This window comes from Christensenella hongkongensis (assembly GCF_000981035.1).
GTDB classification, from domain to species: domain Bacteria; phylum Bacillota; class Clostridia; order Christensenellales; family Christensenellaceae; genus Christensenella; species Christensenella hongkongensis.
In genome coordinates this window covers 1-18344 of record NZ_LAYJ01000033.1, presented here as the reverse complement: position 1 = coordinate 18344, position 18344 = coordinate 1, and the positions used below count along the sequence as shown (strand labels likewise).

Genomic DNA, 18344 nt, shown 5'->3' with positions numbered 1-18344 from the left:
TCATGTTAAGGGATACGTTTGGTTTGATCTATGCAGGCGAACAGAATATAAACCTGAGGGAGCTCGTTTATTTAAGGACTGTAGGCGCTCTTCCGGTGGGCGGCAGGTACCGCGCAATCGATTTCATTCTTTCCAATATGGTTAATTCCGGGATACGGAATGTTGGAGTAATTGCACAGCGCTCGTACCATTCCCTGATGGACCATCTTGGTTCAGGGAAGGAATGGGATCTTTCCAGGAAAGAGGACGGATTGTTTATCCTTCCTCCGTTTTCAAGCGCGGACAACATGGGGACGTACCGTGGACTCATCGATGCGATCAAGGGAGTAATGGGATATATTACCCGCTCCAAGCAAAAGTATGTCATCTTGTCGGGCTCCTACACAATTTATAACCGCGTTTTTGACGACATGATCCAATACCATATCGATACAGGCGCAGATATCACGATGCTTTACAACCAGGAGGAAGCTGAATTTTTCCAAGGAGAGCGTTTTAAAGACGTACGTATTCATGTCAATGACGCCGGAAGGGTAATCGATCTTGAAATCAATGCGTCTACGAGTGATTCTTCAAAGGTTGGAATGGATACCTATGTTATGAGGAAAGACCTTCTGGAATATCTTGTTGAGGATTGCATGTCGCGCGGCAAGTACAATTTTGTCAGCGATTTACTCATGAACAACCTGGAACGCATTAAAATCATGGGTTACGAGCACAAAGGATATGTCGGCAGGCTGCATTCGGTCGCCTCGTACTACAAGCTGAATATGGATTTCCTCAATACAGATATACAGAAGAATCTTTTTTACAACGGAAATCAGGTTTACACCAAAATAAAAGACGAGGTTCCGGCAAAATATCTAAAGACAGCCAGCGTGAAAAATTCCCTGATCGCAAATGGCTGCATCATCGAAGGCGAAGTGGAAAACAGCATTTTATTCCGTGGAGTTTATGTAGGGAAGGGAACGAAGATCAAAAACAGTATTATTATGCAGAACAGTGAAATATACAACAATTCTGATCTGGAATACGTGATCCTCGATAAATCGGTCAATATCCGTCAGGGACGCAGGCTGATCGGGGATGAGGGATTCCCTGTAATCATTCGTAAGGGGGCAATCGTATGAAAAAGCACAGGGTTTTGATTGTCGGTGCAGAGGCCGCTCCCTTCGCAAAGACGGGCGGGCTTGCAGACGTTATTGGCGCCTTGTCCAAGACGCTCGTAGCGCAGGGCGTTGACGCGCGCGTTATGATGCCGGGGCATAGTGTGATCAAGGAGAAATATGCGGACCGTTTGCGGGTACTTGCGACGATGAACATCCAGATGGGCTGGCGTACGCTGTATCTGGGCATCGAGACGATGGACCTTGACGGCGTAACCTACTATTTCATCGACAACGAGTATTACTTTGGTTATTGTATCTACAAAGGCGGTCAGGACGAAATCGAACAATACGCATATTTTTGCCGTGCGGTTCTGGAGGCAATTCCGTTTCTTGATTTTGAACCGGAGGTTATCCACGTCAACGACTGGCATACGGCGATGATTCCGTTCCTCCTGAAAACGCAGTATCAGGACAGGTCGCAGGGAAAGGCTAAAACAGTTCTCACAATTCACAATCTCCAGTATCAGGGACAGACCTCTTTTGATTTTGCAAAAGACGTCCTGAGCGTAGATGAGCGTTATTTTACTTCGGAGTATATTGAGGCCTATGGCAGCGCGAATATGATGAAAGCCGGACTTGTGTTTGCGGACAAGATTACAACGGTAAGCCCAACCTATGCGCGTGAAATTTTGGATCCATATTATGGCCGCGGCATGGAAGGAATTTTGAATGCGCGTAAAGACGATCTTTATGGGATTGTGAATGGAATCGATACGGTTGAATTTGATCCGGAGACAGACAAAAACCTGAAATGCAACTATACGCCGGACGATCTTGCGGGAAAATATGTAGATAAGACGGAACTGTTTGGGGAGCTCGATATTTCTATCGCGCCAAGCGCGCCGCTGATTGGAATGGTCACGCGTATGACCGAGCAAAAGGGACTTGACCTTGTTCGCGCCGTACTGGAAGAACTGCTATATGAAAACGTGGCCTTTGTGCTGTTGGGGAGCGGAGACGAGCAATATGAGAGTTTCTTCAAATATATCGCCGGCAGGTATCCGCAAAAGACAGCGGTTTGCCTTGGATACAGCGATCCGCTTGCGCACCGGATTTATGCGGGATGTGATTTTTTCCTGATGCCTTCTATGTTTGAACCGTGCGGTATTTCGCAGATGATTTCGCAGCGGTATGGAACGCTGCCGATTGTGCGGGAAACAGGCGGGCTTGTAGATACGGTGAAGCCGTATAATATCTATACGCAGGAGGGGGACGGATTTTCGTTTACAAATTATAATGCGCACGATATGCTTAATGTGATCCGTTTTGCTCTGAACGTTTATCAGGACAAGGCGGCTCTTGCAAGCCTGATCCAGACTGCAATGGCGATTGACAACAGCTTTGATAAATCAGCGAAGGAATATAGAAAAATATACGATATGCTGGTTGCAAAATGAACCGGCAGCATTGACGAATGATAAAATAAAGGATAAAATAGCAATCACTTATTACTGAAATGAAAGGCGCGATCAATTTAACTATGCAGAAAAAGTCTAAGTTATTGAAAAAGGCTGCTTCCATTGATGAGCTTCCGATTGAAGAAAATCCGTTTTTTCTGGATGCCGCGGAGGACGACGGGCAGGAGGACGAAGAGCCGATACAGGAAATTGCACAGGAGCTTGACGGACAACTGGAATCTGAGGATACGGTTGAGCCGGTGCATATAGACGACTTCGTAATTCCGATGGCGCACGGGCAGGAAGCACGCGAACAGCCCGGAGAAGCATCTGAATACTGCGGAAGCTTGCTTGAAGAAGCAGAGCCTCCCGCTGAAGAAGAAATTTTCGCCGTTCTGGAAAACCAGATCGATGATGAAAAGGAATAATATGATGAAGCGGAAAACGGTACGTTCGATATGAAAAAGTGACAAAAACTGTTATACATTGTATTGCTGTAACAGTTTTTTTCATATGGGCGGGCAAGTGTAAAATTATTATGAACCCGCGTGCATGGCAGGCGAATATGCTATAATAAGAATAATTGATTTCATAAGGAGGTATTTATGGGATACGATCTTTCGAAAGAAGAAATAAAGGAAAAAATCCTGGGGAAGCTTAAGCGTAATTTTGGTAAAACGCTGGAAGAAGCAACACAGGATCAGATATATAAATCCTGCGCGCTCAGTATTCGCGATGTAATCGTGGAGAAATGGACGGACGCAAACAAACAAATGCTCAACCAGGGACTGAAACGGCTGTATTATTTGTCTGCTGAATTTCTGATGGGGCGGGCGCTTGTCAACAATATGATCAACCTGCATCTGTTAAAGGATTACCAGGAAGTACTCACAGACCTTGGGCTGAATCTTGAAAATATTGAGGAGCAGGAGCGCGACGCAGGACTTGGAAACGGTGGGCTCGGACGTTTGGCGGCCTGTTTTCTGGACTCTTTATCCACACTTGACTTCCCTGTAACGGGGTGCAGTATCCGATATGAATTCGGCCTTTTTAAACAACGTATTCTGGATGGGGAGCAGGTGGAAGTGGATGATAACTGGCTGGAAGCCGGAAACGTTTGGGAAATCGCGCGCCCGGAGGAACAGGTAGAGGTTAAATACGGCGGCGAGCTGGAGGAGGTCTGGACAGAGCGCGGGCTGAAAATCAATCACAAAAATTATTACAGCGTGCTTGCGATTCCTTATGACTATCCGGTAATGGGGTACATGAGCGAAATGCCCGCAACGCTGCGCCTTTGGAGCGCAAGAGCCAAAACAGAGCTTGATATGCACTATTTCAACCGCGGCGATTATTCCAAAGCAATGCAGGAGCGGGAGCTTGCAGAGGTTATTTCCAAGGTTTTATATCCGGAGGATAACCACGAGCAGGGCAGGCAGTTGCGCTTAAAGCAGTTCTACTTCTTTACCTCCGCGACAATGCAGCATATCGTTCGTAAGCATAAAGCGAATTATGGAGACCTGCATACGCTGCCAAACTATTTTACAGTGCAGATCAATGACACGCATCCGACGCTTGCGATTCCTGAGCTGATGCGTATCCTGATGGATGAAGAAGGAATGGGCTGGGATGAAGCTTTTGATATTTGCAGCCGCATATTTAATTACACAAACCATACGATCATGGCGGAGGCGCTTGAGCGTTGGGAAGAGGATATGTTTAAGGCGCTTCTTCCGCGAATCTATGAGATCATTAAAGTAATCAACGATAAATTCTGTGACAGCCTGTGGAAAATCTATCCCGGTGAATGGGACAAAATCAGCAAAATGGCGATTATTTCCTATCATGAAATCAGGATGGCTAATTTGTGTATTGCAGTCTGCAATAAAGTAAACGGCGTTTCAAAGCTCCATGGGGAAATTATCAAGTCGCGTACCTTCCGGGATTTCTATATCGTATTTCCGGATAAGTTTTTGGGGATTACAAACGGGATTACTCCCAGAAGGTGGCTTGCCAAAGCAAATCAACCGCTTACAAAGCTGCTTTGCGATCATATTGGCGACGGTTTTCTCAAAGACTATAAAGAGATGGACCGGATTGAGGATTTGCTTGATAATCAAAAATTCCTTGATGATTTTATGGAGGTCAAGCACCAGAATAAAATTCACCTGCGCGATCATCTGAAAAAGACACAGGGAATCGAGATCAATGAAAATACGATTTTTGACGTACATGCGAAACGTTTGCATGAATATAAGCGGCAGCTTTTGAAAGTACTGCACATCCTGCATTTGTATAACCTGAAAAAGGAAAATCCGCAGGTGCATATCGAGCCGTGTACATTTTTATTTGCCGCAAAAGCATCGCCGGGTTATGTGCGTGCCAAAAATATCATCCGCCTGATTTTGGCGGTTGCGGATCTTGTAAACAACGATCCTGACACCAAAGATATCCTGAGAGTTGTATTCATTGAGAATTACAGCGTATCAGAGGCGGAGATTTTGATACCGGCGACAGATATCAGCGAGCAGATTTCCACAGCGGGGCTTGAAGCGTCAGGTACCGGAAATATGAAGTTCATGATGAACGGTGCGGTAACGCTTGGAACGATGGACGGGGCCAACGTCGAGATTTACGAAGCTGTGGGCGACGACAACATTTTTATCTTCGGCGCCACAGAACAGGAAATCAGCCGTATGGAACGTTTTGGAACCTACAAGCCGGGTTTATATTATGAGCAGAATACGGACCTGCGTCTTGCGCTCAACAGGCTTATCGACGGATCGCTGCACGTTGCGAACGACAGGCAGTTTTCTGATCTGTACCATTCGCTTTTGTTTGGTGAGATGCAGCGTGCGGACCAGTATTACCTGTTGTACGATTTTGCTTCTTATACGCAGGCGTACGAGCAGATCGTAAGCGCATATGTAGACAAAGAACGCTGGAAGCGGATGGCAGCCATGAATACTGCAAAATCCGGGCGTTTTTCTTCGGACCGTACGATCAATGAGTATAATGAGCTCATTTGGCATTTGAGGAAAATGAGCGAACGAAAATAAAATGGTTTAGGGTGGAACAATGCAAACGATTGATTTTTCAAAACAAATCATGCACGACTCGGCAAAGGAGCAATACCGTGCGCCTTCCGGAGCGGTTCCGGCAGGCACAAAGGTTGTGCTGCGCCTTGCGCTGCGGGATGTTTTTTTCAAAAAAATATATCTGGTCGCCGTTGCCGGCGGCGTTGAAGAAAATATTGAGATGTATGAGGAAAATGGCTTTTGGTGTGCGGAATATACCACGCCAATGGAGCCGCAGGCTATTTGGTACTGGTTTTGTATCAGTCTTGATGAAAAAACAAATATTTACTATGGCGCTCGCATAGGGAGTACGAGCGGCGCGGGGGACGTATACTGGAATCCGCCGTCTCCTTTTCAGTTAACGGTCTATGATGAAGCATTCACAACACCAACGTGGATGAAAGAAGCCGTTATGTATCAAATTTTTCCGGATCGGTTTGCGAGAAGCGACGATGCAACCTTTGACAAGGGAGCCGCGTATCACCGTGAGCTGGGCAGGGAAGTATATGTCCACAAGAAGTGGGACGAGCCGGTAGTCTATGAGGCGCTCGAGGGAAGGGAATTTTATGAGCCGTGCGATTACTACGGCGGAACGCTTCTTGGCATTGTAGATTCCCTTGATTACTTAAGGGATATGGGAGTTACTGTTTTATACCTGAATCCCATTGTTGAAGCGGATTCCAATCATCGTTACAATACAGGCGATTATTTGAAAGTTGATCCTATGCTTGGAACGAACGAAGATTTTGAGCTGCTTGCAAAGGAAGCTGGATACCGCGGTATCAGGTTAATGCTTGACGGCGTTTATTCTCATACGGGCGACGACAGCGTGTATTTTAATAAATATGGCAGGTATGATTCCGTTGGCGCGTATCAAAGTAAGGAATCTCCTTATTATAACTGGTACCAGTTTGCAAATTATCCTGACGAATATAAAAGCTGGTGGGGCTTTCAAACGCTCCCGGAGGTAAATGAAACGGAAGCAGACTGGATCGACTTTGTGATTGAAGGCGAAAAAAGTGTGCTTGCGACATGGATCCTTCGAGGGGCCAACGGCTTTCGGCTCGATGTAGCGGATGAGCTGCCAGATGAAACGATCGAACAAATGCGCAGGAAGCTGAAGCATCTATCCCAGGACAACGCCTTGCTGGGGGAGGTATGGGAGGATGCGACCACAAAGCAAAGCTATGGAAAAAACAGGACCTACGCGCTTGGACGCGGACTTGACAGTGTGATGAACTATCCGTTTGCGCAGGCGGTTACTGATTTTTTGACGGGAAAGTCGAATGCGGAAGCATTGAAACGGTTTTTCGTCGGACAAAACCAGAATTATCCAAAGGATATGTATTATTCGTTGATGAATCTGCTTTCCAGTCATGATGTTGCACGCATCAGGACTGTGCTTGGAACGAAAATAGACGCGCACTCTCTTTCGCGTGAGCAGCAGGCGCATTTTGTTGTTTCGGAAGAGCAGGATAAAGCGGGCGCACAGCTGCAAAGGCTCGCGGTGGGAATACAGTTTAGTATTCCTGGAATGCCCTGTATTTATTATGGGGATGAAACCGGCATGCACGGCTTGCTTGATCCGTTTAACCGCGCGCCGTTTGTGAAAAACGATGAACAGATGCAGGAATATTATCGAAAGCTTTCGCGGCTGAGGCGGGAAAGCGACGCGCTTAAAACCGGTAATTGCGTATTCTATGCACAGGGAGAGGATATGCTTGGAATTCTGCGTTTTTGTATTGACGGAAAGGATGCGTTTGGAAACCTGAAAAAGGATGGAATGTACCTGACACTTGTCAACCGCTCAGAACAAAAGCACCAGGCGGTGATCGATCTGTTTGCGGGGGAAGAGCTGATGCCCGCAAAGGCGGTCAATGCACTCAAAGAGCTTGAATTTGTACGCGCTTCCTGTATTTTAACCGGGGAGGATTATTCCGTCGCGGAAGGGCTTGTTCAGGCAGAGCTGCCGCCCAAAAGCATAAAAATCTTGGAGATAGAGTGGATATGAAGTATAAGACAGTATTATTTGATTTTGATGGAACGCTCATGGATACCAGTATTGGAATCCTGCAATGTGCTACAAAGACACTGACAGACCTGGGTGTGGCGATACCGCCAGAAAATATATTTCGTAAATTTATTGGTCCGCCGTTGAAATTGTCTTTTGTTGATGTGTGCGGAATGTCGGACGAGGATGCCGAAAGGGCGGTGACGCTGTACCGGCAGAAATATGCCGAAGGGGGAATGTTTGAAGCGAAGGTCTATCCGGGAATGGTCGATTTGCTGAAAAAACTGGATAATGCCGGAGTGAAATGCGCGGTAGCTTCTGTTAAGATGGAGAAAATTGTACGCACGACAATGCTCAATTTTGAACTCACTGATTATTTTGACGCGATTTGCGGAGCGTCTGAGGATATGAACATCAAGAGTAAGGAAGCGATTGTGAAGGAGGCGCTTAAACGCACCAATTCTTTACCGGAGGAAAGCATCCTGATCGGAGACAGCGATTATGACGCAAATGGGGCAAAGCTTGCCGGTATGGATTTTTGTGCGGTTTTATGGGGATTTGGCTTCAATAAGATGGAGGACGTCGCAAACTATACTTGCCGGTATATAGCGGAAGATGTTCCTGCGCTTGAACGTTTTTTGCTTAAGTAACCGCGGGTAAAAAGCAACATGGAATGCGCGTTACGCAACTTACCCAAATTGCGTTGACGTGCATTTTTTATACCTTTATACTTAAATCAGGAAAAAGAAATCTTGAAATCTTGCGGTCTGCGCTGCATACAGGCAAAAGATTGGCGGGAAGGGAATGTATGATGAAGGTTACCTTGGATATCGATCCGAAATATGAGCAGGATGAAATCATCATCCGTTGTGCGGAAATGTCGGACGAGCTTTTAAAACTCGTGGCGCTTGCCGGCACGTCTCAGAAAAAGGTGATGGGAAATCTGGAGAAACAAACCTTTGTTTTGGAACCGGAGGAAATCTATTATTTTGAAAGCGTGGACGATAGAGTGTATATCTACACCAAAACAGAGGTGTATGATTGTCCGTTGAAGCTGTATGAAATTGAGGAGAAATTCGGCAACGGCAGTTTTTTGCGCGTCAATAAATCTACGATCATCAATCTTTCTAAAGTGAGAGTATTGAATCCGATCCTGAACGGAAAGATAGAAGTGGAACTTGAAAATGGGGAAAAGCAAATCATATCGCGGCAATATGCGCCGGCGCTAAAAGAAAAATTAGGGATTCGGAGGTAATAAAATGAAGGCGAAGCAACTGGCCGCAATGGCTTTTACAGTATTTGCAATAGCATTTCTGATTGCACTTTTTATTTCAAGCTGCATCGTGGTTATAATCGGTAGCGATGCGCTTCCGCTTGTCGAACTCAGAAACGATCTGATTTTCGCGGTGTTCATTGCCTGCGTGCAGCTTATATGGGCGGAATCCGACAAAAACAATAAAACGTATATCATTCGTACGATTGTGCACTTTATCATTTTGATTACGGGTTGCACACTGCTGATGTTATGGTTTGGATGGCTTCCTCCGGGCAACTATATTTTTACTTACTATATAGGTTTCATTGCAGCCTATATTGTAATCTGGCTTATATTCTGGAGAATCAATAAAAGGAAATGGTCGGAAATGAACAGGAAACTAAAGGAATATCAAAAAGACAAATTAAACTAGCCGAAGCGGTACGCAAAAATTGCATATCAAAAAAAGAGACCTTTTAAGGTCTCTTTTTTGTTGATTGCTTTTCTTTAGAACTGCATTAGGTTCAGACCGATCTCATCACTGTATTTTCTATCGATTACACCATCAAGTACGGTAATAAAAATCTCGCCTGTTGCGCTGATTTCCGCTTCATTCAAATGGCCCGCATAAACGTTGCCTTTTTCATCGCCAAATACAGCATGAATATGCAGGTAAACTTCACCATTCATTTGCGAAACGTTTCCGGTAAGCGAGGCCAGCTCCAGATTACCCTCATAATCATGAGGAATATATTCCTTACCGGGAAGATTGTACACACCGAGGGTAGCAGTGCGGCAAGCGCCAAGCCCTGAAATAGTGCCGGCCTTTACAGCCGTTACTCTCGTGCAAATGTCCTTGATACATTCCATAATTTTGTCGCCCTTTTCAAGCCGGAGGGCAATCGTTTCTCCAAATACTCTGTATTTCATAGTGATAATGTTATCCTTTCAAATTTATTGTCTGTTATTGAGCCAGTCGGGTAATGGCGTTCCGGCCTGCCTGTAGGCTTCCCTGAACAGCTCGATCTGGCTGTCGATGCGCGGCGCCCCGGGAACAACAGGCAGTTTTTTGTATACGCCTTTGCCTACCTGGTGCCGTGCCTTTACGTTGTCACGAAGTTGTAATTCCATCAATGCACGAATTTCCTGTTTGAGGTCATCGTCCATGATTGGGGCGGCGACCTCCACACGGCGTTCCGTGTTTCGGGACATGAAGTCGGCCGAGGAAATATAGACCTTTTGCCGATCCGGCGTGCCAAAGATATAAACGCGTGAATGCTCCAGATAACGGCCAACAATACTGGAAATCTTAATATTGCGCGTCCTTCCCGTTTCTTCTACATTCAGGCAGCAAATGCCGCGGATCAGCATGCGGATTTTTACTCCTGCATCCGATGCCTCAATCAGCTTATGTATAATATCGATATCGTTGAGGGAATTGAGCTTAAAAATAAGCTCGGCGGGCGCGCCTGCCCTGGCGAGTAACATTTCCCTGTCTATGCCGCGTAAAACAGCAGGTTTCAAAGTCAGCGGTGAAACCATCAGGATATCGGAATTTTCCACCAGGCTCCCCATACAGAGATTTTTGAAAACATCCTGCGCGTTGATCGCAATATCCTCGTTTGCTGTTATGAGCGAAAGGTCTGTATATAGCTTTGATGTGTTTTCATTGTAGTTTCCGGTGCCAATCTGCGTGATGAACTGGACATCGGAATCATCTTTTTTCATGGTAATCAACAGCAGCTTGGAATGGACCTTATAATCTTCGATCCCATAGATCAGGGATGCGCCTGCGTCCTGCAGACGCTTGGACCAATCGATGTTGTTTTCTTCGTCAAACCGTGCGCGAAGCTCTACAACCGTGATGACCTCCTTGCCATTTTCCGCAGCGCGGATCAGCGCGTCAATCACTTTGGAATTGCGCGCAACACGGTATAAAGTAATTTTAATGGAAATAACGTCCGGGCGATCGGCTGCCTCCTCGAGAAGACGCACAAAGGTACGCATATCCTGATAAGGGTATGAGAGCAGCAGATCCTTTTTTTGTATTTGAGGTATGATAGGCGCAGAAGCGTCTATTTTTCCAGTTGGTTGCGGTTTTAGCGGCGGATAGAACAAAGGACTGAATTTTTCATCCGTCAATGCGTCGCGCAAATCGGACACGAAGGAAAGCACGGTCGGCATTTCATTGAAAAAAACTTCATCGCTTGTCAGGTTCAGGTGCTTCATTAAGCGTTTTGTGATATCGTCGCTCTGGTTACGCGTAATGTCAAGACGTACAGGTTCAAGCTTTTTACGCTTTTTAACGATGATCTCCATGATATCGCGATAGGACATGTCATAGTCAAAGAAAGCCTCATCCGCATCAATATCCGCATTGCGCGTGATAGAGAAAATACTGCGCGCCTCTACCTTATGCTTGGGGAAAACCCGTGCGGCGAAATGATAGATCAGGTCTTCAATCAGCGTGAATTTGATGTATTTACTGGGCAGCAAAAGCAGGCGTTCAAAATAACCGCTTGCAGGAATAATGCCAAGCTGTGTATTTCCGTTTTTGGATTTCAGGAGCACAGCGATATATACCGTGTTGTTTTGTAAAAATGGGAACGGATGGTGTTTATCGAGGATATGTGGAGAAAGCAAGGGAAGAACATTGCGTTCAAAATAACGCTGCATAAAGCGTTCTTCATATTTTGTCAAATGCTTGCCCGGTTTATAAAAAATCCCATAATCTTCCAACTCGTTTAAAATTTCAAGCAGCGCGCGGTTTTTGCGCGGCGTAAGCCTGCGGATTTCTTTGTTGATCGCGCGCAGCTGCTCCGTGGTGGTCATGCCGGACCGCGGATCGATCTCATCCTTCTTGAGAAGGAGCCTGTCGTGAAGGCTGCCAACGCGCACCATCAAAAATTCAGAGAGATTGCTGTGATAAATCGACACAAAATTAAGCCGCTCGAATAGAGGAGTGGAAGGATCTTCAGCTTCCTCCAATACGCGCTCGTTAAATTTCAACCAGCTTAAATCCCTGTTAATCAGATGTTTGTACTTATTTTCACCCATAGATACCTCAACACGTTTACGATAGTTTATATTCATTATAATACGAAATCGATTAGAAAAACATAGAATGCACGAAAATTTTACATTGCGTGGCGATCATCTTGATAATAAGGCGTATTGAGGATATAATATTACAATGAGACAATAATGAAATGGAGAGACCATGAGCTTTTTTGCCAATATTACGACGGTACAGGTTATAGGACTCATTTTGCTTGCGGCAGGCGCTGTTTTCAGCTTTACTGCAAAAGCGGTTGCCGCGCATTTTCAGTATAAACATGCTGACCTTGTTTGTAAATTCATTGGCTTTGGAGTAGCAATAGCGGGGTTTCTTGTGTTTTTTATTTGATAATTTTCTGGAGGAAGAACGATGCAAAAAGAGCTGAGCACCACCTACGATCCAAAACAAACCGAGGAGAAGCTTTATCAAAAGTGGATTGATAAAGGCTATTTTCATGCGGAGGTCGATAAAAAGAAAAAACCGTTTACAATCGTAATTCCGCCGCCAAATATTACCGGACAGCTGCATATGGGACACGCCCTTGACAATATGCTTCAGGATGCAATCATCCGTACCAAGAGGATGCAGGGGTATTCCGCGCTTTGGATGCCGGGAACCGATCACGCCAGTATCGCTACAGAAGTCAAAATTGTAGATGCCCTGCGCGAAGAGGGGACGTCCAAGGAAGAACTGGGACGGGAAAAGTTTTTGGAGCGTGCGTGGGAATGGAAGGCAAAATATGGCGGGAGGATCGTAGAGCAGCTTAAAAAGCTCGGATCGTCGCTTGACTGGGACCGGGAACGTTTTACGATGGATGAAGGATGTAACCGGGCGGTTCGGGAGGTGTTCGTACGCCTTTATGAAAAGGGCCTGATTTATCAGGGGAACCGTATCATCAACTGGTGTCCGGATTGCATGACTGCGCTTTCGGATGCGGAAGTGGAATACGAGGAGCAGGCCTCACACCTCTGGCATATGCGTTACCGCGCCGAGGATGGCGGAGAAGGAATCGTAGTAGCTACGACGCGCCCGGAAACGATGCTTGGCGATACGGCAGTGGCTGTAAATCCAAAGGACAGCAGATATAAAGACCTTGTAGGCAAAAATGTTATATTGCCGCTTCTTGACAAACCGATCCCGGTAATCGCGGATGAATATGTCGACATGGAATTCGGTACAGGAGCGGTAAAAATTACGCCTGCCCATGATCCGAACGACTATGAAGTAGGTGAGCGCCATAGTCTTCCGATGGTTCGCGTGATGAACGACGACGGTACGATGGCTGAAAACGCCGGCAAATACGCCGGGCTTGACAGGGACGAAGCACGCAGGCAGATCGTAGCGGATTTACAGGCTTGCGGCGCAATGGTCAAAATAGAAGACTATACGCATAACGTAGGGCATTGCTACCGTTGCCATACGGTAATTGAGCCGATCATTTCCAGGCAGTGGTTTGTTAAAATGAAGGAACTTGCGCAGCCGGCAATCGAAGCAGTGGAAAGCGGGAAGGTAAAATTTGTACCTGAGCGCTTTTCAAAAATCTATTTCAACTGGCTGTATAACATCAGGGACTGGTGTATTTCCCGCCAGCTTTGGTGGGGGCACCGGATTCCCGCATATACCTGCAAAAACTGCGGAAAGTTAATCGTCGCGCTGGACGAGCCTTCCAAATGTCCGGATTGCGGTAATGAGGAGTTTGTACAGGATGAGGATGTGCTCGATACCTGGTTCTCATCAGGCCTGTGGCCTTTTTCGACGTTGGGATGGCCGGATGAAACGCCCGAGCTAAGCTATTTTTATCCTACGGATGTTTTGGTAACAGGGTACGATATCATTTTCTTCTGGGTGGCCAGGATGATCATCTTTGGCATTGAGATTATGGGAGATGTGCCGTTCCATACGGTAGATATTCACGGTATTGTGCGGGACAGCGAGGGCCGCAAGATGTCCAAGTCTTTAAATAACGGCATCGATCCCCTTGAGGTAATCGATAAGTACGGTGCGGACGCGCTGCGTTTTTCACTTGCGGTGGGCAATAGTCCCGGAAACGATATGCGTTTCTATTGGGAGAAGGTGGAGGCTGCGCGTAATTTTGCCAACAAAATATGGAACGCCTCACGCTTTGTAATGATGAATATCAAAGGAGAGGTAAAACCGATCGACGAAAGCAGGCTTGATATTGCAGACGAATGGATTTTGCTGAAGCTCAACGATGCGATCAGGGAATGTACCGAAAACATTGAGAAATACGATCTTGGACTTGCGGCGCAGAAAATCTACGACTTTACGTGGAGCGAGCTGTGCGACTGGTATATCGAGATGGCAAAACCGCGGTTATACGGAGAGGATGAAGCGGTCAGGGAAGCTACGATCAGCGTGCTTGTGTATGTACTGAAAAATACGCTGAAGCTCCTGCATCCGTTTATGCCCTTTATAACGGAGGACATTTACACGAGCCTGCCGGATGCGGACGAAACCATTATGCTTGGTCCATGGCCGGAAATAAGGTATGAGAGCGGAAGCGCTCAGGCCGAGATGATGAACGGCGTGATGGACCTGATTCGTTCGATTCGTAATGTGCGCGCGGAAATGAATGTGCCGCCGAGCGTTAAGGTAAAGCTTACTGTGCTCACAAAACATAAGGCTGCAATCGAAGCGTGTGCGGAATACCTGAAAAAGCTTGCTTACGCCAGCGACGTTGAAATTATAGAGGACAAAGAACGGATTCCGGAAAACAGCGTTTCTGCGGTCTGTGCCGTTGGAGAGGCGTTTATGCCTCTTGCGGAGCTCATTGACGTTGCAAAGGAAATTGAGCGGTTGAAAAAGGAAGCGGAGAAAAACAGCAAGGAAATCGGCAGGGCTGAAGGGAAACTGAACAATAAAGGCTTTACGGATAAAGCTCCCGCCAAGGTTGTCGAGGAAGAACGCGCAAAGCTGGAAACGTATCTTGAGATGCGTACGAAGCTTAAGGAGAGGATTTCCTTCCTGGAGGGACTGAAAGGCTAATGCAATACGTGCATCTGGCAGGAACAAACGCCAAGGGTTCGACGGCGCAATATATTGCGGACATTATTTCCGTAAACCACTCATGCGGATTGTTTACCTCGCCACACATTATTTCCCCACGGGAGCGGATGAAGATCAATGGGGAAAAGATCAGTCAAACAGAATATGAAACCTATATGGAACGCGTAAGAGGTGACGGGAATATGCACCTCTTTTGCATTTGGACACAAGCGGCGCTTGCCTGGTTTCAGGATAAGGGTGTTTGCTATGCCGTCATGGAAACCGGGCTTGGCGGAAGATGCGATCCCACCAATATTGTCCCTTCGAAAATGCAGGTCATTACGCCAATCAGTTATGACCACATGGCAATTTTAGGGAATACGCTTACCTCTATTGCGCGTGAAAAATGTGGGATCATCAAGGAGGATTCGATTGTAATATCGCATCCACAGGAGGAAGAAGCCCTGCGCGTGATCAGGCAGACCTGCAGGGCAAAAAATGCAAGGCTCGTTTTGTTGAATGAAAAAGAGATTAAAATCAGGCAAAGTGGGACAGCAGGGCAACGTTTTGATTTCGCCTATGATGGAAAACATTACAGGGATCTGCATATTCATGCCGTATCTCCCATGCAGGTTGATAACGCCTGTGTCGCGCTTATTGCTGCGGCAGAGCTGGGAATGGGGGAGCAGGCTATCCGCGAGGGCCTTTCGCATACGGTGATTCCTGCGCGTGTACAGGTCAGCGGAAATGTCATTATTGACGGCGCGCATAATCCTGCCGCACTTGCCGAGCTGAGAAAAACCATCCAAAAATATTACGGTAATACAGATATAACGGTATTGACTGCAATTATGCGTGATAAGGATGTATTTGGCGCTGTATCTGAAATTGAACAATTTGCAGACAGGGTAATTTGTACCTGTGCAAGTAAAAAGCGGGGAATGCCCGCAAAAGAGCTGGCGGATTATTTTGCGAATGCTGCGTCGATAGAAAATCCGGATTTTGCTTTTGAAGAAGGCCGTTGCGTTGCGGACAAAAAAAAAGGCATACTTGTCGTATGCGGCTCTTTTTATCTGGCTTCCTTTGCCCTGAGGTTACTCGCCGAGGCGTAAGATAACATCCTTATAGATCGGAATTGCGTTCCTGGGCCAGTGGTCGACGATGCTTTGCGCTTCCGTTTTTGAATATACGATGCTATTGATTTCAAATATCGTGCGGTCGTGCTCGAGAACCTTTAAAATCACACGAAATTCATTATCGGATAATTTGATGAATTCGCCAATTAACTGTGATTCCATTTCAAGTGTGGTTTTGTTTTTTTGTAAATATTCGTCAATCGTATCGCGAAACGACAAGCGAAGGTCGTTCTGCAAAACCTCCAGCATGTTTGCACCGTTTTCCGTTATACCATATACGATTGTCTGGGACGTAGGCTTGGAATAGATATGCCCGTTTTGTTCCAGTTCGAACATACATTCCTTGAGGTCAAAATAGCCCATGAAAGAAAGCTCGCTCATAATGCGTACCATTTGAAGCTCGGAAAGCTCCAGGTTACCATTTTTGAGCAAGTACAAAAGAAGCAGTTTATTATGCGCCATACTTTGTTTTGGTTTTACTTCCACGACAATTTACCTCTTTTATAATTATACCATATACACGTATTTTTAGAAAGAAACACTTGAATTTTAAACAGAAATCTGTATAATTGTAAAGGCAGTATAGTTATCATTGCAGGACGGCAAATGATAAGGTATATAAATATGGGACTGTAGCTCAGATGGTTAGAGCCATGTGTACCATTTAACTACCAATCAAAAACCGCATAACAGTGGGGCTGTAACTCAGTCTGGTCAGAGTACTTCGTTGACATCGAAGAAGTCGCTGGTTCGAGCCCAGTCAGCCCCACCAAAAATAAGCCGTGAAATCACGGCTTATTTCATTTGTAATTTTGGTTACCAGTTTACCTTTTTGTTCATCAATTATGCTATAATATTTTACGGAGGACAGCAACGTGGAATGTAGTAAGTGTGGTACAACAATGTATGAAAGATCATCAAAAAAAGCTATAAACTCCACAAAGGTATATATTTGCCCGAAGTGCGATAAGATAATATATGTTTGGTCAGATGGAGCAAAACAAGAAGAAAATTAAATTTGAAAACATGCAGGCGCAACCCCAAAAAGGTGAGCGCCTTTTTTTATACCGTTGTTTGTCAACAAACGAGCATGAGACGCGCTTTTTTGCTGTTTTTGTAAGATCGTCTTACAGTGGAAATATCAATAGAAAAGGAGGACATTTCGATGTCAAGAGTGATAGCAATAACGAATCAAAAAGGCGGGGTTGGGAAAACGACAACGGCAATCAATTTGGGTGCGGCGCTGGTGAAAGCGGGTAAAAAGGTTTTGCTGATTGACTTTGACCCACAGAGTAACCTTACAAAAGGCTTGGGATGGGAGCCGCAGCAGCTTGAGCGCACCATCACGGATATTGTCGAAGATTTGGTAAACGGAGAAGATTTTGAGCCTTTCGAGGGTATTCAGCATCATGAGGAAGGAATGGACGTTATGCCTGCGAACCGAAAATTGGCAGGCTTTGAAGCAAACCTGATCAACGAGCTTGGGCGCGAGCATCTTTTGAAGCGGTATATTGAAATGGTAAAGGAAGCGTATGATTACATCCTGATCGACAGCCAACCGTCACTCAATATCCTTACGATCAATGTACTGACTGCGGCGAACGGCATTATCATTCCCACACAGCCGGAGATGTACAGCATGGAGGGCATCATGGAAATCAAGCGCATATTCCAAAAAATCAGGCAAAGCAACCTGAATCCCGCATTAGGGATCGACGGAATCCTTGTCACGATGATGAATAACCAAACCAACTACACAAGGCAGGAGCGTGACGCGATCATAAACGAATTGTGCCGCACTGATCATGTGTATGAAGCCTGTATCCCATATACGGTGAAATTGAAGGAGTGTGGAAAGATAGGAGTCAGCATCATCAGGCATTGCCCCCGCAATAAGGCGGCAGCGCAATATGAATTATTGGCAAAGGAGGTAATTGCGAATGAGCAAAAACGGCGGGAAAGTAAAGATAGATTCGGACAGTTGGTTTCCTTCAACGCTGCCGGAAACAAGCGGAAAAAGGGAAATCGTAGAGTTGCCAATAGATGATTTTTATCCATTTAAAAATCATCCGTTTAAAATACGGGACGATCCAGAAATGCTTGAACTGGTTGAGAGTGTAAAGCGAACTGGACGAATCATTCAACCAGTGATAGCAAGGCCCCGCGAGGGCAAGGAGGGTGTAGAAACAATCGCGGGGCATAGAAGATTACAGGCACTTATCATGGCGGGACTGGAAA

16 protein-coding genes and 1 tRNA gene are annotated in these 18344 nt (G+C 45.9%); 14 read left to right on the top strand and 3 right to left on the bottom strand.

What is annotated here, in order from left to right; translation table 11 throughout:
- The first annotated feature begins 2 nt into the window (after positions 1-2).
- The 8 genes from glgD to CHK_RS01220 all read left to right on the top strand — a co-directional run bounded on the left by glgD (position 3) and on the right by CHK_RS01220 (position 9339).
- Positions 3-1130 (top strand): glucose-1-phosphate adenylyltransferase subunit GlgD, encoded by a 1128-nt coding sequence (gene glgD, locus CHK_RS01255; protein WP_046442177.1) that lies wholly within the window; start codon positions 3-5, stop codon positions 1128-1130.
- Positions 1127-2566: a glycogen synthase GlgA gene (gene glgA, locus CHK_RS01250; RefSeq protein ID WP_046442176.1), complete on the top strand. Its 1440-nt coding sequence runs from the start codon at positions 1127-1129 to the stop codon at positions 2564-2566. The genes glgD and glgA overlap by 4 nt, the downstream gene beginning before the upstream one ends.
- An 83-nt stretch (positions 2567-2649) precedes the next feature.
- Positions 2650-2994: a hypothetical protein gene (locus tag CHK_RS01245; protein ID WP_131924889.1), complete on the top strand. Its 345-nt coding sequence runs from the start codon at positions 2650-2652 to the stop codon at positions 2992-2994.
- A 177-nt stretch (positions 2995-3171) separates the two neighbouring features.
- Positions 3172-5622, top strand: coding sequence for a glycogen/starch/alpha-glucan phosphorylase (locus tag CHK_RS01240; RefSeq protein WP_046442172.1), 2451 nt, complete (start codon positions 3172-3174; stop codon positions 5620-5622).
- Between the two features lie 19 nt (positions 5623-5641).
- On the top strand, positions 5642-7651 hold the full coding sequence (locus tag CHK_RS01235) for a glycoside hydrolase family 13 protein (RefSeq protein ID WP_046442171.1): 2010 nt from the start codon (positions 5642-5644) through the stop codon (positions 7649-7651).
- Positions 7648-8301, top strand: coding sequence for an HAD hydrolase-like protein (locus CHK_RS01230; protein WP_052740127.1), 654 nt, complete (start codon positions 7648-7650; stop codon positions 8299-8301). Before CHK_RS01235 ends, CHK_RS01230 begins: the two co-directional genes overlap by 4 nt.
- A 158-nt stretch (positions 8302-8459) precedes the next feature.
- Complete coding sequence (locus CHK_RS01225; protein ID WP_160295562.1) at positions 8460-8906, top strand: LytTR family DNA-binding domain-containing protein; 447 nt, start codon at positions 8460-8462, stop codon at positions 8904-8906.
- A 4-nt stretch (positions 8907-8910) separates the two neighbouring features.
- Positions 8911-9339, top strand: coding sequence for a DUF3021 domain-containing protein (locus tag CHK_RS01220; RefSeq protein ID WP_046442170.1), 429 nt, complete (start codon positions 8911-8913; stop codon positions 9337-9339).
- A 74-nt stretch (positions 9340-9413) separates the two neighbouring features.
- Here CHK_RS01220 and CHK_RS01215 read toward each other — a convergent pair whose 3' ends face one another.
- Together CHK_RS01215 and ppk1 are read right to left on the bottom strand one after the other, a co-directional pair.
- The gene (locus CHK_RS01215; protein ID WP_046442168.1) at positions 9414-9836 is read right to left on the bottom strand and encodes a PPC domain-containing DNA-binding protein; all 423 of its coding nucleotides are present in this window, start codon (positions 9834-9836) and stop codon (positions 9414-9416) included.
- A gap of 24 nt (positions 9837-9860) precedes the next feature.
- Complete coding sequence (gene ppk1 / locus CHK_RS01210; RefSeq protein ID WP_082103332.1) at positions 9861-11999, bottom strand: polyphosphate kinase 1; 2139 nt, start codon at positions 11997-11999, stop codon at positions 9861-9863.
- A gap of 127 nt (positions 12000-12126) precedes the next feature.
- Here ppk1 and CHK_RS01205 point away from each other — a divergent pair, with 127 nt between their 5' ends.
- Genes CHK_RS01205 through CHK_RS01195 form a run of 3 tightly spaced genes read left to right on the top strand, consistent with a single transcriptional unit; the run spans position 12127 to position 16082 of the window.
- Complete coding sequence (locus CHK_RS01205) at positions 12127-12312, top strand: hypothetical protein (RefSeq protein ID WP_046442166.1); 186 nt, start codon at positions 12127-12129, stop codon at positions 12310-12312.
- Positions 12313-12333: 21 nt separating this feature from the next.
- Entirely contained in the window at positions 12334-14970 is a 2637-nt protein-coding gene (locus CHK_RS01200) for a valine--tRNA ligase (RefSeq protein WP_046442165.1), read from the top strand.
- Entirely contained in the window at positions 14970-16082 is a 1113-nt protein-coding gene (locus tag CHK_RS01195) for a bifunctional folylpolyglutamate synthase/dihydrofolate synthase (RefSeq protein WP_046442164.1), read from the top strand. Before CHK_RS01200 ends, CHK_RS01195 begins: the two co-directional genes overlap by 1 nt.
- Here the strand turns inward: CHK_RS01195 and CHK_RS01190 are convergent.
- Positions 16065-16592 (bottom strand): DUF4364 family protein, encoded by a 528-nt coding sequence (locus CHK_RS01190; RefSeq protein ID WP_131924886.1) that lies wholly within the window; start codon positions 16590-16592, stop codon positions 16065-16067. The genes CHK_RS01195 and CHK_RS01190 overlap by 18 nt on opposite strands.
- A gap of 208 nt (positions 16593-16800) precedes the next feature.
- Here CHK_RS01190 and CHK_RS01185 point away from each other — a divergent pair.
- The 3 genes from CHK_RS01185 to CHK_RS01175 form a co-directional block, all read left to right on the top strand.
- Positions 16801-16878: transfer RNA gene (locus tag CHK_RS01185), tRNA-Val, on the top strand.
- 393 nt (positions 16879-17271) lie between these two features.
- Positions 17272-18153, top strand: a complete 882-nt coding sequence (locus tag CHK_RS01180; protein ID WP_052740122.1) for a ParA family protein — start codon at positions 17272-17274, stop codon at positions 18151-18153.
- Positions 18140-18344 (top strand): ParB N-terminal domain-containing protein (locus CHK_RS01175; protein WP_046442160.1); only part of this gene is annotated, 205 nt, incomplete at its 3' end. The genes CHK_RS01180 and CHK_RS01175, both read left to right, overlap by 14 nt.